The sequence below is a fragment of the Yersinia frederiksenii ATCC 33641 genome, assembly GCF_000754805.1.
Lineage (GTDB): Bacteria > Pseudomonadota > Gammaproteobacteria > Enterobacterales > Enterobacteriaceae > Yersinia > Yersinia frederiksenii.
The window spans coordinates 2,245,944-2,271,835 of the sequence record NZ_KN150731.1 but is presented as its reverse complement, the minus strand read 5'-3'; the positions used below and the strand labels follow the sequence as shown (position 1 = coordinate 2,271,835).

Genomic DNA, 25,892 nt, shown 5'->3' with positions numbered 1-25,892 from the left:
TTGGGGTGCCAGTGAGAGCGGCACCTCTTTTTATGGTTTTTATCCTGCAGAGAGCATTGTGGGTCATTCAAACTAAATAAAAAGGAGTCAGACGATTGCTCATCTAACTCCTGACTAAATTTGGTGGCCCCTACTGGACTTGAACCAGTGACCAAGCGATTATGAGTCGCGTGCTCTAACCAACTGAGCTAAGGGGCCAGACTTGGGCGCTGATTATACGGTAGTTTTTATCCTGCGGTCTAGAGCTGAAGAATCAGATGGGTGTTTTATGTGCAAAATTAAGGTTTTTTACGGACATGGCAGGTTGGACCGCACGGATATTAGCTAAATGCTGGCGACTTGGCTAAAAAGAAAAACCCCGGCATGCCGGGGTTTTTTGTGTGCTTATCACCGCAACTGACGATTAATCGTCAAGGAAGCTGCGCAGCACTTCAGAGCGGCTTGGATGGCGCAGTTTACGTAATGCCTTAGCTTCGATCTGACGGATACGCTCACGGGTTACGTCGAACTGTTTACCCACTTCTTCCAACGTGTGGTCAGTGTTCATATCGATACCAAAGCGCATACGTAGAACTTTCGCTTCACGCGCTGTCAGGCCAGCTAACACGTCGTGAGTGGCAGAACGCAGGCTCTCAGAGGTTGCAGAGTCTAGCGGCAGCTCCAGAGTGGTATCTTCAATGAAATCGCCCAGATGTGAATCTTCATCATCACCAATCGGGGTTTCCATTGAGATCGGCTCTTTCGCAATCTTCAGCACTTTACGAATCTTGTCTTCCGGCATCAGCATACGTTCAGCCAGCTCTTCTGGTGTTGGCTCACGGCCCATCTCTTGCAGCATCTGGCGTGAGATACGGTTGAGTTTGTTAATCGTCTCAATCATATGCACCGGAATACGGATGGTGCGTGCCTGATCCGCGATAGAGCGGGTGATGGCCTGACGAATCCACCAAGTGGCATACGTTGAGAACTTATAACCACGACGGTATTCGAATTTATCTACTGCTTTCATCAAACCGATGTTGCCTTCCTGAATTAAATCAAGGAATTGCAGGCCACGGTTGGTGTATTTTTTCGCAATAGAGATAACCAGACGCAGGTTAGCTTCAACCATTTCTTTCTTGGCACGACGCGCTTTCGCTTCACCGATAGACATTCGACGGTTGATGTCTTTTACTTGCTCAATTGTCAGACCGGTTTCTTCTTCGATCTGGCGCAGTTTCTGCAAGCTGCGTTGAACATCATCCGATACATCTTTCAGTTTTTCCGACCATGGTTTACCCATGGCAATTGCGGCTGCAAACCAGGTATCGCTGGTTTCATTGCTAGCAAACAGAGTCACGAAGTTTTTCTTCGGCATTTTGCACTGTTCAACACACAGTTTCATGATGATACGTTCTTGAGTACGAACTCGGTCCATCATGGCACGCATGTTATTGACCAGATAGTCAAACTGCTTCGGTACCAGGCGGAACTGCTTGAACACTTCAGAAAGTTTCAGAATCTCAGCTGCAGCATTTGCATGGCTGCGGCCGTTTTTCTTGATTTCCAGGCGCGCATTTTCATACTGCTCACGCAATTCGCTGAATTTCTGACGTGCCAGCTCTGGATCGATACTGTTATCGTCTTCTTCTTCGTCGTCGTCTTCATCTTCGTCGTCATCATCATCCATCTCTTCAGTGGATAATTCAGAACCAACGTGAGTTGCTGTCGGCGCAATATCTTCTTCGGCGTTTGGATCAACAAAGCCGGTGATCAAATCAGATAAACGAGATTCACCCGCTTCGACGCGATCATATTGCTCTAACAGATAAGTAATCGCTTCAGGGTATTCAGCAACAGAGCACTGCACCTGATTGATGCCGTCTTCGATACGTTTGGCAATATCAATCTCGCCTTCACGCGTCAATAGCTCAACGGTACCCATTTCGCGCATATACATACGCACCGGGTCGGTAGTACGCCCGATTTCGGATTCAACACTGGACAACACCTGTGCAGCAGCTTCAGCCGCGTCATCGTCGGTATCAGTGGTGTTCTCGGCCAGCATTAAATCATCGGCATCAGGCGCTTCTTCCAGCACCTGTATGCCCATGTCATTAATCATCTGGATGATGTCTTCGATCTGATCGGAATCGACGATATCTTCCGGCAGATGGTCATTGACCTCAGCATAGGTCAGATAGCCTTGCTCCTTACCACGGGTGACAAGTAGCTTCAGCTGTGACTGCGGGTTTTGCTCCATAAGACGGTATCCACACTTCAGAGTATTTGGGTTGGTGTCGGTCGGCGAAACCGCCAACAATAGCATTTGGGGCTGTTTTTTTGTCGCCGCTGCCCGCTATGACGGCATATTGTGGGGATTCGCCCCCACATTTATCGGCACTTAAGCCGTTAGGTATTTCATTTTTTTCTGGCTAAAGCCAGATTCAAAGACCAAAGCTCTTTACGTTCTTCGGCGTTTAATCCATGTGTACGATCACGCGCTATTAGTGTTTCCTGACGTTGCTCCAATATGGAGTCATACAGGCTGGTTAGCGTGTCGACAAAAGTCTGTTCGACCATGTCCTCAACAATCATGTGGTTCCATGTTGCGAGAGTTTCAAGCTGTTGGCTGAATTTATTATCACGATACAGTTCCAATAACTGACCGGTTGTCAGCCCCGGCTGGGCTAAACACGTCTCAACCAACTCAATAAATAACGGTAAACCGGCTAACTTGGCTTGCTCTACACCCTGCAATGAGGGGATAAGTGTCGCCAGTTGCGGGTTTTGTACCAGTAGCCCTATAAGTATACGCATGGTTGTGCGTTTTAGCTGGGGCGGCTGGTAGCTATTTATGTTTTCAGCCTGTTTCGGCATCAGCTTGTCAAGCTGGCTGTCATCGAGCAAACCTAACTTGTTACCTAGCTGTTGGCGTAGGTAAAGACGCAAAGTTTCACCTGGTACTTGGCTTATCAGAGGGAGAGCCAGCGTGCTGAGTTTGGCGCGCCCGTCTGGGCTACTCAAATCAACCTGCGGCATCAATGTTTCGAACAAGAAAGTTGAGAGTGGCTGCGCCTCCTCCATCCGCCGTTCGAATGCATCTTTCCCTTCTTTACGTACCAGAGTGTCCGGGTCTTCGCCATCGGGCAAAAACATAAAGCGTAGCTGACGCCCATCATTTAGATAGGGCAGAGCCGTCTCTAATGCGCGCCAAGCTGCATCTCTACCGGCCCGATCTCCGTCATAACAACAAATTACGTTATCCGTCGCGCGGAATAATAATTGAATATGTTCCGCGGTCGTGGCTGTACCCAGTGAGGCAACAGCATAATCGATACCAAATTGCGCCAGTGCCACCACATCCATATAACCTTCAACCACCAGTAGTCGGGTGGGGTTAGGGTGGTTCACTTGCGCTTCATACAAGCCGTACAACTGGCGGCCCTTATGAAAGATTTCTGTTTCCGGGGAGTTGAGGTATTTTGGCACTCCGTCACCCAGAATTCGCCCACCAAAGGCGATAACCCGCCCGCGTTTATCGCGGATAGGGAACATGACGCGCTCACGAAAACGATCGTAAGTTCGCCCTGTATCATTAGTCACCAACATCCCAGCATCGTTCAGCGCAGTGCGGCTCTCACCATCGCGACCAAAACGTTTTAAGGCATTGTCCCAACCTGGGGGGGCAAAACCGATAGCAAAGTGTTGGATGATTTCTTCACTCAAACCGCGATGTTTAAGATATTCGCGTGCCTGATTAGCTGTCTGGCCCTTGAGTGACTGTTGATAGAATGCACTCAGGCTTTCCATCAATTGATAAAGACTTTGTCGCTGATGACGTTCTATCTGGGTAGTACCGGTTCCTGCCTCATAAGGCACTTCCAGCCCGTGCATAGTGGCTAATTCCTCAATACTTTCGACAAATTCAAGTCGATCGTAATTCATCAAGAAATCAACAGCATTACCATGCGCACCACAGCCGAAACAGTGATAAAACTGCTTTTCGCCATTAACGGTGAATGAGGGAGTTTTCTCATGATGGAACGGACAGCACGCGTGATAATTTTTGCCTTGCTTCTTTAGCTTTACCCGAGCATCGATAAGATCGACGATGTCGGTGCGAGCCAGCAAGTCATTGATAAATACCCGTGGAATTCGTCCAGCCATAAGCCCCTATTCGGTCAGTCCATAAACGAGAACAAGCCGCGCATTCCTTTCGGAAAGCACGGCCTTCGTATGCAACTACTCGATCTGCGCGTTCTTAGAACATAAAAAACTACGCGGTGGGGTTACCCCCGAAGAATTAATACAGACGAGTGCGGCGTGCGTTTTCGCGAGCCAATTTCTTCGCGTGACGTTTTACAGCAGAAGCTTTAGCGCGTTTACGTTCGGTAGTCGGTTTTTCATAGAATTCACGACGACGAACTTCAGCTAAAACACCTGCTTTTTCGCAGGAACGTTTGAAACGACGAAGAGCTACGTCGAACGGCTCGTTTTCACGTACTTTAATTACCGGCATGTGCCTCTCACCTCAATAGAAATCGGTTTGCTGCTGGCCAATCGCCAGCCTTCTCAAAATGGTGCGGAATTTTACTTCAATGGATGCTGCTTTGTAAAGCACCACAGCAAATTGAAACAGGCACGCCCCTGTGATGTCGCCCCCGTTCTTTACAAGAAAGTTGGTGCCGAGAGTGCGACGGCCGCTGATTATATACTAAACAGAGCCATTGAGCGAATTTATCAACATTCTTTTCAAATGTGAAAACTATCAACAACATTCACCTTATCAACGTGCCTGAATGCCGCTTTTACGTTCAATTTAGGATCAGAAATCATGACGCGCGACTGGGTTATGCTAAACTGTCGGCCGCACGTGAATGATGGGAAATGTAATGCGAGTTTTGGGTATAGAAACATCCTGCGATGAAACCGGAATTGCAGTGTATGACGATGAAACCGGTCTATTAGCTAACCAACTGTACAGTCAGGTTAAATTGCATGCTGATTATGGTGGCGTAGTGCCTGAATTAGCTTCCCGTGATCATGTGCGCAAAACTGTGCCATTGATTCAGGCTGCATTGAAAGAAGCTAATCTGAGCGCCAAAGACATTGATGGTGTGGCGTATACCGCAGGCCCAGGGTTGGTCGGTGCATTGCTGGTTGGGGCCACTGTTGGTCGCGCATTAGCTTTTGCCTGGGGGGTTCCTGCAGTGCCGGTTCATCATATGGAAGGCCACTTGTTGGCTCCCATGCTGGAAGATAATGCACCAGAGTTCCCGTTTGTTGCACTGCTGGTCTCCGGTGGTCACACACAGTTAATCAGTGTGACGGGCATTGGTGAGTATCTATTGCTTGGTGAGTCGGTTGATGATGCCGCTGGGGAAGCTTTTGATAAAACAGCTAAATTGTTAGGGCTGGATTATCCCGGAGGGCCAATGTTGTCGCGTATGGCGCAGCAGGGTACCGCAGGGCGATTTACTTTCCCACGGCCAATGACTGACCGCCCAGGGCTGGATTTTAGTTTTTCTGGCCTAAAAACTTTTGCAGCGAATACCATTCGTGCCAACGGTGATGATGATCAGACACGTGCAGATATCGCCCGTGCCTTTGAAGACGCGGTGGTTGATACTTTGGCAATCAAATCCAAACGAGCACTGGATCAAACCGGCTATAAGCGCTTGGTCATTGCTGGCGGCGTGAGTGCTAACCGTACCTTGCGCTCAAAACTGGCAGAAATGATGCAAAAACGCGGCGGTGAAGTATTTTATGCCCGACCAGAATTTTGCACCGATAATGGGGCGATGATCGCCTATGCAGGTTTGATTCGGTTGAAAAGCGGCGTGAATAGCGAGTTGGCTGTGTCGGTAAGACCGCGCTGGCCTTTGAGTGAGTTGCCGAAAGTCTGATAAGAAAGGCTGAGCGGGGCTGCGGCTGTGTTGCCGCAGTCATTCAAAATACTCATGGACTATAAGTCCACTGCGTTTTTCACTGCTTTGCACCTTGCCTTGCGCTCGCTTAGCCATTCTGAATTTGGCAGAGGCTGCGAGCTCATCCAATAAAATTAATCTTCTTTCTCTTCCAATTCTGCGGCTTCTTCGGCTGGAGTTTTCTGTTTTTTCTTTCTGAGTTTATCCCAGATTTTACTTTCTTTGCCGCGCCATAAGCGTTGGATATTATCGTGGTGGCGCATCAAAATCAGGCAGGAAAGCATGGCGACCGGGAAGGTAAATTGAGGTTTGAACCACCAGACATAGAAGGGGGCTATCAGGGCGCTAATAATGGCCCCTAAAGATGAATAACCACTCAATAACACTGTCAGTAACCAAGTACCGGTCATTAAACCGGTGAGATCCCAGCCAATAGGGGCGATGGCACCAAATGCAGTGGCGACGCCTTTACCCCCTTTAAAGTGGAAAAATACTGGGTAAATATGGCCAAGACAGGCTGCAATGGCGGTCAGACCAAGATACAGTGGCGAAACGTGCAGCAGATAAGCTATCCAAACCGGCAACATACCTTTCAATACATCGAAAATGAGTACTGTTGCCGCTGCGGCGCGGCCACCGATGCGCAGTACATTGGTGGCACCGGGATTACCGGAGCCATGCTCACGCGGATCTGGCAGCTTGGCAACCCGGCATACCAGGATTGCACTGGAAATAGAGCCACACAAATACGCGAAGATAATCATGCCAAGCGCGATAGCACTCATAACACCGCCCTGTTGAATAATGATCGTTTTAATCGCAACATCAGTGGATAATACGCATATTCGGCTGGAAGTGGTATCCGGCAGGCGCAAAAACAGAGAATGACGTGATGGACATCGTATTTATTGAAGAACTCAGTGTCATAACCACTATCGGTGTGTATGACTGGGAACAGACCATTCAGCAAAAGCTGGTGTTCGATATCGAAATGGGCTGGGATAATCGTAAGGCGGCCGTCAGTGATGATGTCAATGATTGCCTGAGCTATGCTGATATCAGTGATGCCGTCATAAAACACGTAGAGTCACAGCGTTTTGCATTGGTGGAACGGGTAGCAGAAGAGATAGCCGAGCTATTACTACAGCGCTTTAATTCACCTTGGGTGCGGATTAAAGTCAGCAAACCGGGTGCAGTTGCCCAAGCTAGGAATGTCGGCGTGGTGATTGAACGTGGTTTACGGTCTAACTGATTCACCGTAGTACTGATGGCATAATTTTTTCGCTGTAGTGACATAAAACTGCAACCCTGAACCAATAATGTGGTCTGATTGCATCGTATGACGTGATAAATTAATTAATATTGAATTTAAACGGCATTGTTTTGTTAACTATCGATATTGTTTTAGCCACTATCGATACAGTTTTCAGCACTGCCGTTTTTTTATGATCTCTATTACATGGCATGGGTATCGTAGATGACGGATATGTATTCGCTGTTTGTGGCTTTTGTTTTGGGTGTGGTGGAAGGGCTTACTGAGTTTCTGCCAGTGTCATCTACTGGGCATATGATTATTGTTGGTGAGCTATTAGGCTTTACCGGCGATAAAGCAAAAACCTTTGAAGTTATTATTCAGTTAGGGTCGATTCTGGCCGTGGTGGTGGTGTTCTGGCGGCGCTTATTCGGCCTGATTGGCATCCATTTTGGTAAAGTCCCTCACGAGGGAAAAACCAGTGGTCACCTGACATTGGGCCATATTTTACTGGCGATGATCCCGGCAGTTGGCTTGGGATTGGTATTCCACGATGTCATCAAATCGTTATTTAACCCGCACAGTGTCATGTATGCATTAGTGGCTGGCGGCTTGCTCTTGTTGGCCGCAGAGTGGTTTAAACCTAAAAATCCGAAAGCTGTAGGGCTGGATGATATTACTTACCGCCAAGCCTTTGCTATTGGTTGCTTCCAGTGCCTGGCATTGTGGCCGGGTTTCTCTCGCTCAGGAGCCACTATTTCCGGCGGGATGTTGGTTGGGGTAAATCGCTACGCAGCCTCTGAATTCTCCTTTATTCTGGCAGTTCCAATGATGCTTGGGGCCAGCGCATTAGATTTATACAAAAGCCTGCATTTCCTGACGTTGGGCGATTTACCGATGTTTGCCGTTGGGTTTATCACTGCATTTATCGTCGCACTGATTGCTATCAAAACCTTCTTGTCGCTGATTAAGCGCATCTCTTTTGTGCCTTTCGCCATTTATCGCTTTGTTGTTGCGGCAGCGGTGTATTGGGTCTTTATGTAGTGGTTTAGTCATCGAGTGCTACAAAAAAGCCCTGATTATTCAGGGCTTTTTTGTTTCAGTATGATAGTGATTTATTGTGGAAGCACTTCTTGAGTGGACTTCCATTGTGCCAAAGCCAACTGACGGCGGCGCTTCAGTTCGTCACGAATTGCCAAGCCTTGTAGCCCGCTGGCAACGACCTCCTGCACCGATACACTGTTCGCAATATGGAATGCAGCCCGTAAATAATCGCCTTGTGGATAAGGATTTTCTTCAAAACCGGTGCGGCCTCGGGCATCTGCTTCGCTGGTCATAATCATCTGCTCAAGGCGCTCTGGTTTGCGCCACACATCGATTGCATCAAATAGCTTAAGCAGAGTTTCAGGGCGGAGTTTATTCACCGTATGGATAAGATCATGGTATTCCGCCACCAGTTTGGCTAAATCGCGTACCGGATTCGGTACGCGTAAGCGCTGGCATAATTGCTCGACTAATTTGACTCCCGTCGGGCCATGTCCATGGTGGTGAGGCCAAAACTCTTTCGGTGTTAAACCCTTGCCCAAATCATGGCAAAGTGCGGCAAAACGCACGTCAACGTCAGGGCTGAGTTGGGCGGCAATAGCCAGTGTCATCAATGTGTGAATGCCTGTATCAATTTCCGGATGCCATTTTTCCGGGGCCGGAACACCAAACAAGCGCTCAATCTCTGGGAATAACACTGCCAATGCGCCACAATCACGTAATACATGAAAATAGATCTGCGGGCTTTGTGTTTTCAGTGCTTTCTCGGTTTCTTTCCAGACCCGTTCTGGCGTTAACGCAGAAAGCTCACCACTCTCAGCCATTGCTGCCATCAGCGATTGCGTCTCTGGGGCGATAGTGAAACCCAAATGAGCAAAACGAGCTGCGAAACGCGCAACTCGCAGCACACGGAGTGGATCTTCACCAAAAGCGTCAGAGACATGGCGTAACACTCGATTTGTTAAGTCTTGTTGGCCATGGTGAGGATCGAATAGCTCGCCATTACTGCTGCGGGCAATCGCATTGATGGTTAAATCACGGCGCAGTAAGTCTTCTTCCAATGTTACATCGGGTGCGGCGTAGCAAGTAAAACCGGTATAACCTTGGCCCGATTTACGTTCGGTACGCGCCAGTGCGTACTCTTCATGGCTAACAGGGTGAAGAAATACCGGGAAATCTTTACCCACTTGTTGGTAGCCTTGTGCCAGCAGTTGTTCTGGCGTCGCACCTACAACGACCCAATCCTGTTCAGTAACTGGCAGGTTTAATAAGCTATCGCGGACGGCACCGCCAACCAGATAAATCTCCATGTAAACCCTTCATTTTTGATGTTATAGCGCTAAAGCTAAAAGCTAGGATGGCGACGATTCTATAACTGGCCGTCAAAATTACCAGCAGTCAGTTCAGTATAGTTGGGCGAGGGGAACAGACTGACTAAAAGGCCGCCGAGAGGCGGCCTATAATTAATTCTTTACATAACGCGGATATCAGTTCATCCAGCGGTTATTCTTTTTACGGCTAGGGATCAGATGAGGCAGTATCAGACCCAACAGCAAGCCAATGCCCGCGACACCGCCGCCGTACATAAACCATTGCAGAATAATAGTGCGCTGTTTGTCATCCAATTGCAGATTCACTGCGCTGACTTTTTTCTGAGCAACCACTAACTGGTTTTTCAGGGACTCATTCTCTTTTTGTAGTTCGGAGATAACGCTGTCGCTGGCTGCCACTTTTTGCTGCATTTCTGCGGTGCGCTGATTCCAGCTATTATCGATATTAGCCAGTTTGTCGGTCAGTGTTTTGACCTGCTGCTCAAGGTCAGGTACTCGAACACGCAAACTAGGAGTTTCACTCAGTTGATCCAACGGAATCCACGTTGTTTTACCCTTACTATCGCGAATTTGACCATAATTTGTGTCGTCATTAACGCTTATCAGGGTAACTTCATCCCCACCTTTTAGCGTACCGACAATACGGTATTGGTTACCGGGGCCGCTATGAACGTAGGTATCCAGCTCATCAGAGATGTAGCGTTTTTCTTCTGCGTAAGCGCTCAGAGAAAGAGTGAGACTTAGCATGGCGAGGCAAATTAGGCGTAATTTCTGCATTAGAGAGTCATTTATGAGTGAATATATGTGACGATAGTAGTGTGTTCAGTTTGCCGACGCAACGCATAAACCGGAATGAGAACTATCTTACTCTCATAGCCAGCGCGGCTTTAGCCATTTTATTGCTCATTTTTACCGCGGTGAAAATTTGTCTTATGAAGCCTTAGGGTAGACCTGTCAAAACAGGTTAAAATAGGGTTTGACTTGGGGCTGCCACGCGAGCTTATCTGTGTAAAACAGGCAAATCATCGCGAAAGAGGCATAATGCCCGTAATCTCGCAACATACCGGTGTGAATGAAATTATGACCGTTGAAATAGAATTAAAATTTATTGCTACTCCTGCGGCCATTGCTGCTTTGCCGGAGCGAATTACCGCTTGGCACAACCAGCATTCAGCCCCACAAACATTGACCAATATCTACTTTGAAACGGCGGATAACCGTTTGCGCCAACATGACATTGGCCTACGTATTCGTGGCTATGATGGTCGTTATGAAATGACGGTGAAAACCGGCGGTAAAGTAGTTGGCGGTTTACATAAACGGCCTGAATATAATGTCGATATTGATAGCGACAAATTAGATCTGGCGCGTTTCCCTGCCGATATCTGGCCTGAAGGCTGGAATATTGAGGCGCTACAAGCAGAATTACATCCTCTGTTCCGCACGGATTTCACGCGTGAGAAGTGGGTAATTACTTACGGTGAGAGTGAGATAGAGCTTGCTCTCGACCAAGGAACAATTTCGTCTAACAGTGCAGATAAAGCTGTCGATCTGTTGGAGCCACTGAGTGAAATCGAGCTGGAGCTAAAACAAGGCAATCAGGCAGATTTACTGGCACTGGCGGCTGAATTGGCACCAATCGGCGGGTTACGTCAGGGGAATTTGAGTAAAGCGGCTCGTGGTTATCATTTAGCGCAAGGCAATCCACCACGTGAATTGCGTCCAGTATTGGTATTGCAGCCAGCGCCAAAATCGACGGTAGAGCAGGGAATGGTCGCCGGGCTGGAAATGGCATTGGATCACTGGCAATACCATGAGGAGTTATGGTTGCGCGGTGAGTCTGCGGCCAAGGCAATGATTATTGAAGCATTAGCAATGATACGCCAGTCATTGGCTATTTTTGGTGGCTTGGTACCACGCAAAGCCAGTACCGAATTACGGGCTTTGTTGATTGCATTGGAGCCACAGTTAGAGCCGAAAAATGCCAATGCCGAGTTGCTCTGTTACAGCGCCGATTATCTGAAATGTAAGTTAGTGCTCACATCGTGGCTGGTTACCTCTGGCTGGCGACCATTTATGGATGCCAAAGCACAGGCCAAATTCGATGGCTCATTTAAGCGTTTCTGCGACATTATGCTGAGCCGCAGTGCTGCTGACTTGAAAGAGGCTTTTGCTCACAATCTGGATGATGATGGCTACCTGGCACAGCTTCCGCGTTTAAATCGGCAGATTATGTCTTTCCAATTGCTATCTGGCTTCTATCCACAGAATGAATGGCATCCATACATTGATGGCTGGTTTGGTTTGCAGCAGGCCATTATGGAACGTCAAGGGCACTGGCGTGATACCGCCCGCAAGGAAGCCTTATCTCAGCCCGCTTTTTGGCGTAATGGCTCTGCTCGTTAAGGGAATTTGATATGTTGCCACTCTCTTCGGAATTACAGCATCAGGCGCAGAATGTCCAACAGCGTTTTTGTGAGTTACCGGCTCCACCGAGTTTGCGTGAAGAAGATATTGCGGTATTAGCGCTGAGTGATTTTGTCAGTGACATGTTACTGATTCACCCTGAATGGCTGGACGAGTTGCATCAGCAACCGCCGCAACCCGATGAGTGGCAATTTTATCCCCAATGGTTAAGCCAGGCGCTGGCTGACGTGCCAGACGAAGCCGCGTTATTAGCGGCTTTGCGGCTGTTTCGCCGCCGAGTGATGGTACGTATCGCTTGGTCACAGGCGCTACAAACCAGCACCACGACGGATACATTGCAGCAGCTAAGTTGGTTGGCTGAAAGCTTGATTATTGCCGCGCGCGACTGGCTATATCAGGCTTGTTGCCGGGAGTTTGGTACTCCGAGTAATAGCCTGGGTGAGCCGCAGCCGCTGCTGATTTTAGGTATGGGGAAATTAGGTGGCGGTGAGCTTAATTTCTCGTCAGATATCGATCTGATTTTTGCTTACCCGGAAAACGGCCAGACTCAGGGGGGACGCCGGCAATTCGATAATGCCCAGTTTTTCACGCGCTTAGGGCAGCGGCTCATTAAGGCGCTGGACCAGCAAACGATAGACGGTTTTGTCTATCGGGTGGATATGCGGCTACGTCCATTTGGCGATAGCGGCCCCTTGGTCTTGAGTTTCGCTGCGCTGGAGGATTATTACCAAGAGCAGGGGCGTGACTGGGAGCGTTATGCCATGGTTAAGGCTCGCCTGATGGGCGGTGCTGAAGACCACTACAGCAAAGAGTTACGCCAGACTTTGCGGCCTTTTGTCTTCCGGCGCTATATCGATTTCAGTGTGATCCAATCGCTGCGCAATATGAAAGGGATGATTGCGCGTGAAGTTCGGCGTCGCGGCTTGAAAGACAATATCAAACTGGGTGCTGGCGGGATTCGTGAAATAGAATTTATCACGCAAGTTTTCCAGCTTATTCGTGGTGGTCGTGAACCTCGCTTACAACAGCGCGCTTTGTTGCCGACCTTGCAGGCCGTGGCAGATTTGGGTTTGCTGCCCGAAGCGCAGGTGAATGATCTCAGTGGTAGCTACCTGTTTTTGCGCCGTTTAGAAAATCTACTGCAAGCCATTGGTGATGAGCAAACCCAGACCTTACCCAGTGATGCGCTGAATCAGGCCCGATTGGCTTGGGGCATGGGGTATGCCGACTGGGCGGCCATGAATAGTGCTTTAGAGCAGCATATGCAGGCTGTGCGGGTGGTTTTTGATGATCTAATTGGCGACGATACCCCGGATATCGGCGAAGATCCTTGCCATGGTTTGTATAAAAGTCTGTGGCAGGATGCTTTGGAAGAGGGAGATTTAGCACCACTGACGCCGCACTTAGACGAAACTGCTCGCGGTCAGTTGCTGACCACTGTGAATGATTTCCGCCACGACGTCGATAAACGCACCATTGGTCCGCGTGGTCGTGAGGTCCTGGATCAACTGATGCCAAGGTTGTTTGCCGAAGTGTGTCCACGTCCAGATGCCAATGTTGCCCTTAGTCGCTTGATTCAATTACTGCTGAGTATTGTCACTCGCACTACTTATTTGGAATTGCTGGTGGAGTACCATGCGGCGCTAAAACATGTTATCCGCTTGTGCTCAGCCTCTCCGATGGTCGCCAGCCAACTGGCTCGTTACCCACTGTTATTGGATGAGTTACTTGATCCACAATCGTTTTATCAGCCATTGGAACCCGGCGCTTACCGCGATGAATTGCGTCAATATTTGCTACGGGTGCCTGAAGACGACGAAGAGCAGCAACTGGAGGCTTTACGCCAGTTTAAACAAGCCCAACAATTGCGTATTGCTGCCGGTGATATCACCGAGGCTCTGCCGGTAATGAAAGTGAGTGATCACTTAACTTACTTGGCTGAAGCCATCATTGATGCGGTTATCCAACAAGCTTGGGGGCAGATGGTGGCTCGCTATGGTCAGCCGAGCCATTTGCAACAGCGCGAGGGCCGTGGTTTTGCGGTGATTGGTTATGGCAAACTGGGCGGTTGGGAACTGGGCTATAGCTCAGATCTGGATTTAGTATTCCTACTCGATTGCCCACTGGATGTGATGACTGACGGTGAGCGCAGTATTGATGGCCGCCAGTTCTATTTACGTCTAGCGCAGCGCGTCATGCATTTATTCAGTACCCGCACTTCATCGGGCATTTTGTATGAGGTCGATGCACGGCTACGGCCATCCGGTGAAGCTGGCATGTTGGTCAGTACCATCGAAGCTTTCGCCGATTATCAGCAGAATGAAGCCTGGACTTGGGAGCATCAGGCGCTGGTTCGTGCCCGCATTGTCTATGGCGACCCGGCACTGCACCAACAATTTGATGCTATCCGCCAGCAAATTCTTTGCCGCCCTCATGAGGCCTCGCAATTGCAGCAAGAAGTGCGCGAAATGCGCGAGAAAATGCGCACTCATTTGGGCAGTAAACAGCGTGATATCTTTGATATCAAAGCAGATGAAGGTGGGATAACCGATATTGAGTTTATCGCACAGTATCTGGTATTGCGCTATGCCTCCACTGAACCACGTTTGACCCGTTGGTCTGATAATGTACGAATTTTTGAGCTCATGGCCAATTACGACATTATGGCGCCGGAGGAGGCCGCAGCATTAACACGTGCTTATGTCACCATGCGTGATGAAATTCATCATCTGGCACTGCAGGAGCAGTCAAGCAAAGTCCCGGTTGATAGCTTTATCACAGAAAGAGCACAAGTGGCCGCCAGTTGGCGTAAATGGCTGGTTGCTGCGCCAACGAGCGTATAAATTCCAGTTATTAATGGGATATAAGGTGTCTGTGATATTATCCAGCACCATATATACCCATCATCTTTCAAGTCGCAGAGGTGTTGGCGGCAACTTGAAATCTATTGGGTAGTACAAACACAAAATTGGAGCGAAGGGATGTGTGTTTTCGGGGTTAATAACAGTTCACTTTGGGGGGCTAACGTATGAAAGTCACGCTGCCTGATTTTCGCCGCGCCGGTGTATTAGTCGTTGGTGATGTCATGTTAGACCGTTATTGGTATGGCCCAACCAGCCGAATTTCACCAGAAGCACCGGTGCCGGTCGTGAAAGTTGATACCATCGAAGAACGTCCCGGTGGTGCTGCTAACGTGGCGATGAACATCGCCTCCCTTGGCGCTATTTCCCGTTTAGTTGGGTTGACCGGTATTGATGATGCCGCGCGAGCATTGACCAGCAAGCTGAATGAAGTTCAGGTGCGCTGTGATTTTGTTTCGGTACCGACTCACCCGACTATTACCAAATTACGGGTACTGTCCCGTAACCAACAGCTGATCCGCCTGGATTTTGAAGAAGGTTTTGACGGTGTCGATCCGCAGCCTATCTTTGAGCGCATCCAACAAGCGCTGCCGCAGATTGGCGCTCTGGTACTGTCCGACTACGCCAAAGGTGCGCTCAACAGCGTGCAGCCGATGATCCAGTTGGCCCGTAAAGCAAACGTTCCAGTTCTTATCGATCCTAAAGGCAGCGATTTTGAGCGTTATCGCGGTGCGACCCTGCTGACACCTAATCTATCTGAGTTTGAAGCGGTGGTGGGCCACTGTAAGAACGAAGAAGAGTTAGTTAGCCGTGGTATGAAACTGGTGGCTGATTTTGAACTTTCAGCCTTGCTGGTGACTCGCTCCGAACAGGGGATGACTCTGCTTCAGCCGGGTAAACCACCATTACATTTACCCACTCAGGCCCAGGAAGTATTTGATGTGACCGGGGCTGGCGACACGGTGATTGGTGTGCTGGCGGCTGCATTGGCGGCGGGAAATACCCTTGAAGAGTCATGCTTCTTGGCGAATGCTGCTGCTGGCGTTGTGGTCGGCAAATTGGGTACCTCAACGGTATCGCCAATTGAGCTGGAAAATGCTATCCGTGGCCGTGCAGAGACCGGTTTCGGCGTGATGGATGAGCAGCAGCTGAAAAAAGCGGTAATGCAGGCCCGTCAGCGCGGCGAAAAAGTGGTGATGACTAACGGTATCTTTGACATTCTGCATGCCGGTCATGTTTCCTACTTAGCTAATGCCCGCAAGTTGGGCGATCGTCTGATTGTCGCGGTTAACAGCGACGCATCGACCAAACGCTTAAAAGGTGAAAAACGCCCGGTGAATCCACTGGATCAGCGCATGATTGTCTTGGGTGCATTGGAAGCCGTGGATTGGGTCGTGCCATTTGAAGAAGATACACCACAGCGCTTAATTGCTGATATTTTACCGGATCTGCTGGTGAAAGGCGGCGATTATAAACCTGATGAGATTGCAGGTAGCGCAGAGGTTTGGGCCGCAGGTGGTGAAGTTAAAGTACTGAATTTTGAAGATGGTGTTTCTACCACTAATATTATTCAGTCAATCAAGAATGGCCGCGGCTAGATATCCTTCGGCCTTGAAGTTGCAGGGGCGTTAGCTGCGTGCACTTACCCGAATAACTTACTTGAGTAAGCTCATCGGGATGTATTTGCTTGCTGGCTACCTGCCACTCCAATGGCTTTGGGTATTAGATTAGGTATAGAAAAAGGCGGTGAAGTGGGACTAAAACAGGAGTTAAGCCTCGCACAAGGAGTCGGGTTACTGTCCACCTCACTGCTAGGGACCGGTGTCTTTGCCGTCCCCGCTTTGGCGGCAATGCTGGCAGGTGACGACAGCCTGTGGGCCTGGCCGGTATTGATTGTGCTGGTTTTTCCTATTGCTATCGCTTTTGCCGCTTTAGGTCGCCACTTCCCCAGTGCGGGGGGCGCGGCTCATTTCGTTACTATGGCCTTTGGACCTAAACTTGGGAAAGTCACTGGCTGGCTATTTTTATCCGTCATCCCCGTGGGTTTACCGGCCGCGTTACAAATTGCCGCCGGTTTTTGGCAAGCGACTTTTGGCTGGAGTGATTCCGGGCTTTTGATGGTGCAACTGGTGACCCTGCTGGTCATTTGGCTACTGGGAACCCGCAGTGCAGGGTCCAGTGCCAATGTGCAAACCTTAATTGCGTTGCTGGTTATCGCGCTGGTGGTGGCAATCTGGTGGCAGGGGGATATTCACCCATCACAGATACCTTGGCCGAAATTACAAGATATCTCCCCGCCAAATATGTTTAGTGCACTGGCTGTGATGTTCTGGTGCTTTGTGGGACTGGAAGCCTTCGCGCATCTGGCAACAGAATTTCGTCATCCTGAACGTGATTTCCCCCGCGCCCTAATAGTTGGGCTTCTGGTGGCCGGCGCAGTTTACTGGGGATGTACCGTGGCTGTGTTACATTTCCACGCTTATGGCGAACAGCAGGCCGCCGCTGCTTCATTACCGGGGATTGTGGTGCAACTCTTTGGTGCGCATGCGCTGTGGGTAGCCTGCATTATTGGCTATTTAGCCTGCTTTGCCAGCGTTAATATTTATACTCAAAGTTTCGCTCGTATGGTGTGGTCGCAAGCTCAGATTCGCCCGCAAAGTAAGTTGGCACAGCTCTCCGTCGGGAAGACACCGGTGAATGCACTCACCGCGGTGGTTGGCAGTTGTCTGGCCTTCGCGCTGCTGATTTACTGGCTATCTTTGCCATTGGACCTATTGATTGTTTATGCCAATGGTATTTTTGTACTGATTTATTTGTTGTGCATGTTGGCGGGGATTCGCTTGTTAAGTGGGCGTTCGCGGGTGATGTCAGTGATTGGCAGTATTCTGTGTTGTGTATTGCTGGTCATGATTGGTTGGAAAAGTTTATACGCTTTACTGATGTTTTCGCTGTTATGGATATTAATGTCCCGAACGCGGGCATCAGTAATACAGTAGTAAACAAAGGGCGCCATAGGGCGCCCTAGTCATCAAGGGGATATTACTCGCCCGTTTTGTCGTCGACAGCTTTTGGCGTATCAACAGAAACTGGAGCACTGTTGAGTTTGGCTTCCAGCTCGCCCATACGCTGTTCCAGCAAAGCTAGCTTTTCTCGAGTACGCAGCAATACCTGAGTTTGTATGTCGAACTCTTCACGATTAACCAAATCCAAGCGGGTTAACTGCGATTGCAGAACCATGCGGATTTTCTTTTCGACATCGTCCCCGAATTCGCGAATACCTTTCGGCATAGACTCATGCACCTGGCGGGCGATTTGTTCAATTTTTTTCGGGTCAATCATGGTGTTTCCCTAATTAGATGTGTAGTTACCCCTTCTAGTGTAATGCCAGATGCCAATTGTATAAACCTCCGCATATCACCATTTTGGTAATTGCCCCGACGAATCAATAGCGCTATAGTCATAGGGCTTATTCTCAGGGCGGGGTGCAAGTCCCCACCGGCGGTAAATTGTGTTGCGGCATTCCTGTGTCGTGGTGCAAAAGCCCGCGAGCGCTCACGCTGTTTCTCTTGTTAAAGAGTGCGGGGTAGAGGTCAGCAGACCCGGTGTAATTCCGGGGCCGACGGTTATAGTCCGGATGGGAGAGAGTAACGGTATATGCCGGGCCTATGGCTCGCTTGCGTTATTTCGGCTATTTCTATTGATATAGAGAAAATGGCCATATACTCCTCAAGACCGCCCTGATTCTGGTAATCCATAATTTTAATGAGGTTTTTTTACCATGAATCAGACCCTTCTATCAGATTTTGGCACGCCTGTTGAGCGTGTAGAACGTGCTATCGACGCGCTGCGTAATGGCCACGGTGTTATGGTGTTGGATGACGAAAGTCGTGAAAACGAAGGCGATATGGTTTTTGCTGCTGAAGCAATGACTGTTGAGCAAATGGCACTGACTATCCGCCACGGCAGTGGCATTGTGTGCCTGTGTATCACTGACGAACGCCGCCAACAGCTTGACTTGCCAATGATGGTCAGCCATAACTCTAGCCAGTTCCAAACTGCATTTACCGTGACAATCGAAGCGGCTAAAGGTGTGACCACTGGGGTTTCTGCCGCTGATCGTTTGACGACTATCCGTGCGGCAATTGCTGATAATGCTAAACCTGCTGACCTTAATCGTCCGGGCCACGTATTCCCGCTGCGCGGTCAACCGGGTGGCGTATTATCTCGCCGTGGTCATACCGAAGCATCCATTGATTTAGCCACACTAGCTGGCTTCAAACCTGCCGGCGTTTTGTGTGAACTGACCAATGACGATGGTAGCATGGCACATGCGCCAGAAGTGATTGAGTTCGCCAAATTGCATGATATGCCAGTGGTGACAATTGATGATCTGGCTGAGTATCTTCAGTCTCAAGCCAAAAAAGCCAGCTGATTTCTGATGGCAATATCAGCTGATATTGCCTGTTGATAAGCTAGTTTACAGCCGGGTTGCCGCTATTATCTTGAATAGGTCGCCGCCCGGTTATTTTCTGCCGCCAAACCTTCGTTAGCGTATTTTCCCTGCTGTTTTATCTATTCAAATTTATTGAATATCTTCATCATTGTTATCCGGCTGTGTAATGAAAAAAAAGCGCGTAATCTACTTCCTATGGTTTAGCGCCCCTTTTTTATTAACAGTAAGGATTTTTTATGAACACCTCTCGTATGCCTGCGCTGTTTCTCGGCCACGGTAGCCCGATGAACGTGCTGGAAGACAACAGTTATACCCAGGCATGGCGTGCGCTGGGTGAGTCATTACCACGCCCTAAGGCGATTCTGGCGGTCTCTGCCCACTGGTATACCCGCGGAACTGCGGTAACTGCTATGGAGAAACCCCGGACCATCCATGATTTTGGTGGATTCCCACAGGCACTGTTTGATACTGAATATCCGGCTCCGGGTTCCCCTGCGCTGGCGGCACAAATTCAGCAATTACTGGCACCGATTGCCGTGCGAGCTGATAGCAGTGAGTGGGGATTGGACCATGGCAGTTGGGGGGTATTGATTAAGATGTACCCTGAGGCTGATATTCCTGTTGTGCAACTGAGTATTGATGGTACGCAACCGGCAGAATATCACTATGAATTAGGCCGTAAACTGGCGGTGCTGCGTGAGCAGGGCGTGATGATTGTCGCCAGTGGTAACGTGGTGCACAACTTGCGGATGGTTAGATGGCAAGGGGAGAGTAGTCCGTATCCATGGGCCGAATCCTTCAACCAATTTGTGCGGGATAACCTGAATTATCAAGGTGACAATCACCCATTGGTTAACTTTATGCAGCATGAAGGGGCTGAGTTATCAAATCCGTCACCTGAACATTATTTGCCATTGCTGTATGTTTTGGGGAGCTGGGATGGCGTCGAACCGATTTCAATCCCAACCGATGGGATTGAGATGGGGTCGTTGAGTATGTTGTCGGTACAAGTCGGCTAAATACCCTGCACCTTGGCGTTATAGCGCTGTTAGCTACTTTATTTCACCAAAATCAATGACTTGGGTAAGCTCTATGGGCTTCACTCTCTTGCTGCCTGGCTATAACACCAATGGTTTTGGGTTTTATCCTTAGCATTATTAGCTGCTCGGCCTCCTCGTTTACTACATGTACACTCCGGGGCACTCCGCGCTGGGCGCACTCAGATTGACTTAGCTCGCTACGCCTCTCTGGGGCTGATGAGGGAAATGTACCTAATAGTTTGTAACGATGCGGGATAACCATCCCATTAGTCACTGAATGATAAGAACAACTTGCTAGATATATTAAGGGAAAGCCGATGCTTTCCCTTACTTTAATGGCGTGCTTTTACCCCAAAATGATATGGGGGTAAAAACGCGATAGGTCTTGGGTGATCAATTCGCGATCTTCACGCAAACCAATACCACAGGGCTGATCGTTAACCAGCCAACTGCCAATCAACGTATAGCTGTCACCAAACTGAGGCAATGGATGGTATTGCTGAACAATCATGCCTTCTTCGCCGTATGGCCCATCAACACGCGCCACTTCTTTGCCGTTTTCAACTATCTGAATATTGGCACCTTCCCGTGAGAATAACGGCTTGATGACATAATGATCCATCGCAGGATGGTCATCTTCAGCAAAATAAGCAGGCAACAGGTTAGGGTGATTAGGGAACATTTCCCACAGCAAAGGGAGCAACGCTTTATTGGAGATAATGCTCTTCCAGGCAGGTTCCAGCCAACGTACGCCCGCATCTTCCAACTTGGTGGAGAACATTTCGCGGAACATAAATTCCCACGGGTAGAGCTTGAACAAGTTACTGATAACCTGATTATCCAGATCGGTAAATTGCCCTTTTTCTCCTAAGCCTATCTCTTCCATAAACATGAATTCAGTCGGCAGACCGGCTTCCAGTGCGCAATCTTGCAGATATTGCACGGTGCCGCGATCTTCCTCACTGTCCTTACAACAGGCCAGATGCAGCAGACTAAAACCATGGTTTTCCCGCAAATCAGCAAAACGCTCAATTAGCTTTTCTTGCATGCTGTTGTACTGGTCAGAATCCTGACTTAAATTGCCTGCGTTGATCTGGTCTTCTAACCATAGCCATTGGAAAAAGGCGGCTTCATACAATGAGGTTGGGGTATCCGCATTGTTTTCCAGTAATTTTGCTGGATTCACACCGTCATAGGCCAGATCAAGCCGGGAATAGAGCGACGGCTGGTTAGTTCGCCATGAACTGCGAACAAAATCCCAGCAATGCTTAGGAATGCGGAATTTTGCCATTAGTTGGTCGCTATTGACCACTTTCTCAACCACTTGCAGGCACATTTGATGCAATTCTGCCGTGGTATCTTCCAGCTCTTCAATTTGTGCCAGGGTGAATTCGTAATAGGCATCTTCACACCAGTACGGCTCGCCATACATGGTGTGGAAACGGAAACCGAATTCAGTGGCTTTTTCGCGCCAGTCCGGGCGTTCGCTAATCGCTAAACGTTTCATTAATCAGACCTTAGCCACCCATACTGCGCGTGCTAGTTTTAGATGAGGTTGCTGCACTGCGTTGCATCGAAGTTTGCTTAGCCACTGACTCACCAAAACCACCACGGGTGATGGTATTCGTCACCGCAGGCTTCGGAGCCATGGCGGTTTTCGGTACCGTCATGGTGCGGCCAGTAGTGGCTGAACCAAAGTTTTTACCTGTCGCATCGACAAACTTGCCATTGGCCGGGCTATTAGGGGCTTTAGAGGTGAATAAAGGCTGGCTTGCTCCGCCGCCCATCATCCGGCCCATCATATAACCGGCCATTAATGGCATCCACATACTGCCACTTTGCTGTGGTGCTGCCGCTGTGGTTTCAGAAGAAGATGAAGATGTAGGTACCATGCCAGCTTGAGCTGGAGCCTGAGTACATTGCGACTCACCAAATTCAGCAACACAGTCTTCACGAGAAGCATATTTAGGGGCTGTTTTAGCCGCTTCCTGCAATGCTGTGTTGTAAGCAGTGGTACATTCTGCGCTCTTTGATGGATTCGCTTGAGAGCAATCGTCAGCATTTTGATACAAAGAGACGGTTTCATCGGTTTTTTCGCAGCCAGCCAGCATAAATACGGCACTGACGGCTAAAGCTACAGGCGCAAGGCGATAACTGCGCCAGGATTTACGGAAAGTCTCTTGATTGATGTTTTGAGTCCGTTTCATCGTTATTTGTCTCATTTCCGAGCGTTTAATGCCCATTCCCAGTAAGTGCTCTAAGAATAGGGGAAATGTGTATGAAATTAAAGCGTGAGGGGCAGTGAAGAGCAGACTTTACAAAGTTATACGAAAAGCTGGGAGTTACCGCGCTTTTTTCATTGCTGAAAAATGCTGGGTAGTACCATGATGGAGTCAGGGAAAATAAGTCGGGCGCAGCTTCTTGAAACTGCGCCCGGAGAGTTCAAATCACTGAAAATCAGTTACGGAATGGATTACCGTTACGTGTCGCGGCAGTAGTCGGCTGGCTAACTGTAGTGGCACGTGGTGCTGGCTGAGTGCTAGAACCTTCAGCATAAGCATTCTGGTTAGCATTATCCGGCGCCAGGCTGGCGGCTGAAGTTGGGACTGGTTTATCCAGCACACCATTTAGCGCCATCAGGTCGTTCATGTTCAGTGTACCTAATGCGGATTTTATATTTAACTGATTAATCAGATAGTTATAACGCGCATTGGCGAGTTGCTGCTTGGATTGATACAAGTTAGTTGTGGCAGTCAACACATCCAGAATGGTACGAGTACCCACCTGGTAACCGGCTTCCATTGCATCCAATGAGCTTTGGTTTGAAATGACGACCTGCTCATAAGCCTTAATACTGCTGATTGAGGCTGAGATATTATTGAATGAGGAACGTACCGTTTGCACCACACTGCGGTGGGCACTTTCTAGCTGCTCACTGGCACCAACAAAATTATACTGTGCTTGTTTTACCGCAGAATTGGTAGCTCCACCGCTGTACAGCGGTAAGCTCAGTTGCACGCCAATTTTGTTTTGACCCGCATCAGAGTTCAGCTGCTGAGTGCTTGGTGTGCCACCGCTGTAACGGGTATTGGTGACTGAAGACGATGCAGTCAAATCAATGGTTGGCATATAACCGGTTTCTGCTGATTTAATCTGCTCACGCGCCAAGTCTTGGCTCAAACGGGCAGAAAGCAAAGAAAGGTTACGTTTCTCAGCATCTTTCAATAGGTTATTGACAGCTTGTGGGCGCTCAGTCTTCAAACGGTCCACATTCAGTGATGCCAGCTCAGGGTAATAAACACCTGTAATTTGGCGCAGGTTTTCCAGCGCATTATCCAGGTTATTACGGGCAGTCACTTCATCTGCTAAGACAGTGTCGTAGCTGGCACGGGCGTTCTGTACGTCAGTGATTGCCACTAAACCCACATTAAAACGCTGGGTTGTTTGGTCTAACTGGCGATAGACCGACTGTTTCTGTGCTTCAGTATAAGACAGGGTATCAATGGCGTTCAGGACGGCAAAATAAGCTGTTGCTGTGTCCAAAATCAGTTTTTGTTCACTGGTCTGAAACGTAACATCCTGAATACCTGCGGCTTTTTCTTGTAAGGTCAGCGCGCGCCATTTGGACATGTCGAAAATAGTTTGAGTCAGTTGCAGTGAGCCTGAGGTGGCATTGCTATCTGGGTTATCAGAAGCATCACGGAAACCATTGGTGTGGGTGTAACCAGCACCTAAACCAAGCTGTGGTAACAGCGGGCTGCGAGCTTGATTAATCTTTTCATATGCAGCATCGCGGTCAGCCGCTGATTTGCGTAAATCCGGGTTACTATCCCTGGCTTGCTTATAAACTTGCAGCAAGTTCTCTGCCTGGCTCATGCTACTGAAACCAGCCAGACTCAGCCCGATAAGAAGGGGGAGCAGTTTCTTCATTTGCAGTCCTTGTTGTGCAGCAGTTGTGCGGCAATATTACTATGGTAGCTGTCGATAGACGAATTGTTGCCGATTCTATCAGAGTCTGCCAATGGGATAAGGTGGCTGATTGTGCCATCTCGCCTAAATTTACTTAAATCTATCACAAACCTAAATGAGTATTCAGACAACTAATCTGTATCGCGCCATGTTTATCAAATAATCACTTATCAAGCCACTGCTAGAAAACCGCTAATCTCAGTTTACGAACTTATTTCTATCTGTTAGCCGATTTTTATCAACTAATGATGCCTGTTATTTTAAAATCTTGTAGCCTGCGTTAAGTCTGTCAGGATATGGCGTGAAGTCCATGACGTGGTGATATTTTTAATAAAAAGGCATGACTAATAAAAGTATCACTGCACCGTTATCGGCCCTGTGTGATGTCATCGAGGTGTCATCAAAAATCACAATTCAGGCTAGATACTTAAGTAAGGAGAGCATTCAATGACATCAGCACCATCTTCAGCAAAGTCCTCACCGGTGACTTTCGACAAGAATGATGTGGAAATTATTGCACGTGAAACACTGTACCGTGGTTTTTTTTCACTGAATTTATATCGGTTTCGCCATCGTCTATTTAATGGCGAAATGAGTGGGGAAGTTAAACGCGAAATTTTTGAGCGTGGCCATGCTGCGGTGCTATTAGCTTATGATCCGGTGCGTGATGAAGTGGTGCTGGTAGAACAACTGCGGATTGCAGCCATTGACAGCAGCCCATCACCTTGGTTATTAGAGATGATAGCCGGAATGATTGAAGACGGCGAAAGTGTCGAAGACGTGGCACGTCGTGAGGCTGAGGAAGAGGCGGGAATTCATATTGGCCGCTGTAAACCGGTGCTCAGTTATCTGGCCAGTCCAGGTGGGACCAGTGAGCGTTTATCCATTATGGTGGGTGAAGTCGATGCAACTACCGCGAGTGGTATTCATGGGCTGGCGGATGAAAATGAAGATATTCGGGTTCATGTTGTCAGCCGCGAGCAGGCTTGTCGTTGGGTTGAAGAAGGTGCTATTGATAACGCAGCCTCCATCATTGCATTACAATGGTTGGCATTGCACCATCAATCCCTAAGAGAAGAATGGCAGTCGTAAAAAAGTGAGCATAATAATGGTTAAGCGCTACACACCTGATTTCCCTGAAATGATGCGAGTATGCGAAACAAATTTCGCGCAATTGCGTCGTTTGATTCCGCGTGTTGATGAAGTGGGTGAAAGCGTGGCTTATCAGGTTAATGGCGCCAGTTATCAACTGACAATTATTGAATCGACCCGCTACACTTCTGTCGTTGAGATAGTTCAAACCGAACCCGCGGTTAGTCACTGGAGCCTGCCTTCTATGGTGGTACGGCTCTATCATGATGCGCAGGTCGCGGAAGTGTGTGCCAGTCAGCAGATCTTCCGCTTTAAAGCAAGTTATGATTATCCGAATAAAAAGTTGCATCAGCGGGACGAAAAGCATCAAATTAACCAGTTTCTTGCTGACTGGTTGCGCTATTGTTTGGCGCATGGAGCCGTGGCAGTTCCGGTTTGTTAGACAGACTTATAGCCTGACCGACAGAGGGTAAAGATACCGGATAAATCTGGTGGGAAGGGTGCAAAAACAAGG

21 protein-coding genes, 1 tRNA gene and 1 riboswitch are annotated in these 25,892 nt (G+C 48.7%); of the genes, 11 read left to right on the top strand and 11 right to left on the bottom strand.

Annotated features, from left to right (window positions below; genetic code table 11):
- Positions 1-121: 121 nt before the first annotated feature.
- The 4 genes from DJ58_RS11660 to rpsU all read right to left on the bottom strand — a co-directional run bounded on the left by DJ58_RS11660 (position 122) and on the right by rpsU (position 4,501).
- A tRNA-Ile gene (locus DJ58_RS11660) sits at positions 122-198 on the bottom strand.
- A 205-nt stretch (positions 199-403) separates the two neighbouring features.
- On the bottom strand, positions 404-2,242 hold the full coding sequence (gene rpoD / locus DJ58_RS11665; RefSeq protein WP_004709799.1) for an RNA polymerase sigma factor RpoD: 1,839 nt from the start codon (positions 2,240-2,242) through the stop codon (positions 404-406).
- A gap of 158 nt (positions 2,243-2,400) precedes the next feature.
- Entirely contained in the window at positions 2,401-4,149 is a 1,749-nt protein-coding gene (dnaG, locus tag DJ58_RS11670) for a DNA primase (RefSeq protein WP_004709796.1), read from the bottom strand.
- A gap of 136 nt (positions 4,150-4,285) precedes the next feature.
- A complete protein-coding gene (rpsU, locus tag DJ58_RS11675) occupies positions 4,286-4,501 on the bottom strand; it encodes a 30S ribosomal protein S21 (protein ID WP_001144069.1) in 216 nt (71 codons plus the stop codon).
- Positions 4,502-4,874: 373 nt separating this feature from the next.
- Between rpsU and tsaD the strand changes: the two genes are divergently transcribed.
- A complete protein-coding gene (gene tsaD, locus DJ58_RS11680; protein WP_004709794.1) occupies positions 4,875-5,888 on the top strand; it encodes a tRNA (adenosine(37)-N6)-threonylcarbamoyltransferase complex transferase subunit TsaD in 1,014 nt (337 codons plus the stop codon).
- A gap of 155 nt (positions 5,889-6,043) precedes the next feature.
- Here the strand turns inward: tsaD and plsY are convergent, their stop codons facing one another.
- Positions 6,044-6,694: a glycerol-3-phosphate 1-O-acyltransferase PlsY gene (gene plsY / locus DJ58_RS11685; RefSeq protein WP_032911234.1), complete on the bottom strand. Its 651-nt coding sequence runs from the start codon at positions 6,692-6,694 to the stop codon at positions 6,044-6,046.
- A gap of 107 nt (positions 6,695-6,801) precedes the next feature.
- Between plsY and folB the strand changes: the two genes are divergently transcribed.
- Both folB and bacA read left to right on the top strand, forming a co-directional pair.
- Positions 6,802-7,161, top strand: coding sequence for a bifunctional dihydroneopterin aldolase/7,8-dihydroneopterin epimerase (folB, locus tag DJ58_RS11690; protein ID WP_004709790.1), 360 nt, complete (start codon positions 6,802-6,804; stop codon positions 7,159-7,161).
- Positions 7,162-7,386: 225 nt separating this feature from the next.
- Positions 7,387-8,205, top strand: a complete 819-nt coding sequence (gene bacA / locus DJ58_RS11695; RefSeq protein WP_004709789.1) for an undecaprenyl-diphosphate phosphatase — start codon at positions 7,387-7,389, stop codon at positions 8,203-8,205.
- A 71-nt stretch (positions 8,206-8,276) separates the two neighbouring features.
- Here bacA and DJ58_RS11700 read toward each other — a convergent pair whose 3' ends face one another.
- Together DJ58_RS11700 and DJ58_RS11705 are read right to left on the bottom strand one after the other, a co-directional pair.
- Positions 8,277-9,515, bottom strand: a complete 1,239-nt coding sequence (locus DJ58_RS11700; protein ID WP_004709787.1) for a multifunctional CCA addition/repair protein — start codon at positions 9,513-9,515, stop codon at positions 8,277-8,279.
- Between the two features lie 177 nt (positions 9,516-9,692).
- Positions 9,693-10,313 carry a TIGR04211 family SH3 domain-containing protein gene (locus DJ58_RS11705; RefSeq protein ID WP_004709786.1) on the bottom strand — a complete coding sequence of 207 codons (621 nt, stop codon included), beginning with the start codon at positions 10,311-10,313 and terminating at the stop codon, positions 9,693-9,695.
- Positions 10,314-10,616: 303 nt separating this feature from the next.
- On the opposite strand from DJ58_RS11705, the gene DJ58_RS11710 reads away from it, so the two are divergent.
- The 4 genes from DJ58_RS11710 (at position 10,617) to yjeH (ending at position 17,820) form a co-directional block, all read left to right on the top strand.
- Positions 10,617-11,942, top strand: a complete 1,326-nt coding sequence (locus DJ58_RS11710; RefSeq protein ID WP_032911268.1) for a CYTH domain-containing protein — start codon at positions 10,617-10,619, stop codon at positions 11,940-11,942.
- 11 nt (positions 11,943-11,953) lie between these two features.
- A complete protein-coding gene (glnE, locus tag DJ58_RS11715) occupies positions 11,954-14,806 on the top strand; it encodes a bifunctional [glutamate--ammonia ligase]-adenylyl-L-tyrosine phosphorylase/[glutamate--ammonia-ligase] adenylyltransferase (RefSeq protein ID WP_004709782.1) in 2,853 nt (950 codons plus the stop codon).
- Positions 14,807-14,991: 185 nt separating this feature from the next.
- A complete protein-coding gene (gene hldE, locus DJ58_RS11720) occupies positions 14,992-16,422 on the top strand; it encodes a bifunctional D-glycero-beta-D-manno-heptose-7-phosphate kinase/D-glycero-beta-D-manno-heptose 1-phosphate adenylyltransferase HldE (protein WP_004709780.1) in 1,431 nt (476 codons plus the stop codon).
- Between the two features lie 111 nt (positions 16,423-16,533).
- Entirely contained in the window at positions 16,534-17,820 is a 1,287-nt protein-coding gene (gene yjeH, locus DJ58_RS11725; protein ID WP_004709779.1) for an L-methionine/branched-chain amino acid transporter, read from the top strand.
- A gap of 43 nt (positions 17,821-17,863) precedes the next feature.
- Here yjeH and ubiK read toward each other — a convergent pair whose 3' ends face one another.
- The gene (ubiK, locus tag DJ58_RS11730; protein WP_004709777.1) at positions 17,864-18,163 is read right to left on the bottom strand and encodes a ubiquinone biosynthesis accessory factor UbiK; all 300 of its coding nucleotides are present in this window, start codon (positions 18,161-18,163) and stop codon (positions 17,864-17,866) included.
- Between the two features lie 125 nt (positions 18,164-18,288).
- A riboswitch (FMN riboswitch) is annotated at positions 18,289-18,474 on the top strand.
- A 128-nt stretch (positions 18,475-18,602) separates the two neighbouring features.
- Here ubiK and ribB point away from each other — a divergent pair.
- The gene (gene ribB, locus DJ58_RS11735) at positions 18,603-19,256 is read left to right on the top strand and encodes a 3,4-dihydroxy-2-butanone-4-phosphate synthase (RefSeq protein WP_004709775.1); all 654 of its coding nucleotides are present in this window, start codon (positions 18,603-18,605) and stop codon (positions 19,254-19,256) included.
- A gap of 257 nt (positions 19,257-19,513) precedes the next feature.
- Positions 19,514-20,296 carry a 4,5-DOPA-extradiol-dioxygenase gene (ygiD, locus tag DJ58_RS11740; protein ID WP_072088250.1) on the top strand — a complete coding sequence of 261 codons (783 nt, stop codon included), beginning with the start codon at positions 19,514-19,516 and terminating at the stop codon, positions 20,294-20,296.
- Between the two features lie 367 nt (positions 20,297-20,663).
- On the opposite strand, the gene DJ58_RS11745 is transcribed toward ygiD, so the two are convergent.
- The 3 genes from DJ58_RS11745 to tolC all read right to left on the bottom strand — a co-directional run bounded on the left by DJ58_RS11745 (position 20,664) and on the right by tolC (position 24,247).
- Positions 20,664-21,824, bottom strand: a complete 1,161-nt coding sequence (locus DJ58_RS11745) for a glutathionylspermidine synthase family protein (RefSeq protein WP_004709771.1) — start codon at positions 21,822-21,824, stop codon at positions 20,664-20,666.
- 10 nt (positions 21,825-21,834) lie between these two features.
- Entirely contained in the window at positions 21,835-22,524 is a 690-nt protein-coding gene (locus DJ58_RS11750) for a DUF1190 family protein (protein ID WP_004709769.1), read from the bottom strand.
- A gap of 250 nt (positions 22,525-22,774) precedes the next feature.
- On the bottom strand, positions 22,775-24,247 hold the full coding sequence (gene tolC / locus DJ58_RS11755) for an outer membrane channel protein TolC (RefSeq protein WP_004709768.1): 1,473 nt from the start codon (positions 24,245-24,247) through the stop codon (positions 22,775-22,777).
- Positions 24,248-24,733: 486 nt separating this feature from the next.
- On the opposite strand from tolC, the gene nudF reads away from it, so the two are divergent.
- Together nudF and DJ58_RS11765 are read left to right on the top strand one after the other, a co-directional pair.
- Positions 24,734-25,378 (top strand): ADP-ribose diphosphatase, encoded by a 645-nt coding sequence (nudF, locus tag DJ58_RS11760; RefSeq protein WP_004709767.1) that lies wholly within the window; start codon positions 24,734-24,736, stop codon positions 25,376-25,378.
- A gap of 16 nt (positions 25,379-25,394) precedes the next feature.
- Complete coding sequence (locus tag DJ58_RS11765; RefSeq protein WP_004709765.1) at positions 25,395-25,820, top strand: DUF1249 family protein; 426 nt, start codon at positions 25,395-25,397, stop codon at positions 25,818-25,820.
- Positions 25,821-25,892: the final 72 nt, after the last annotated feature.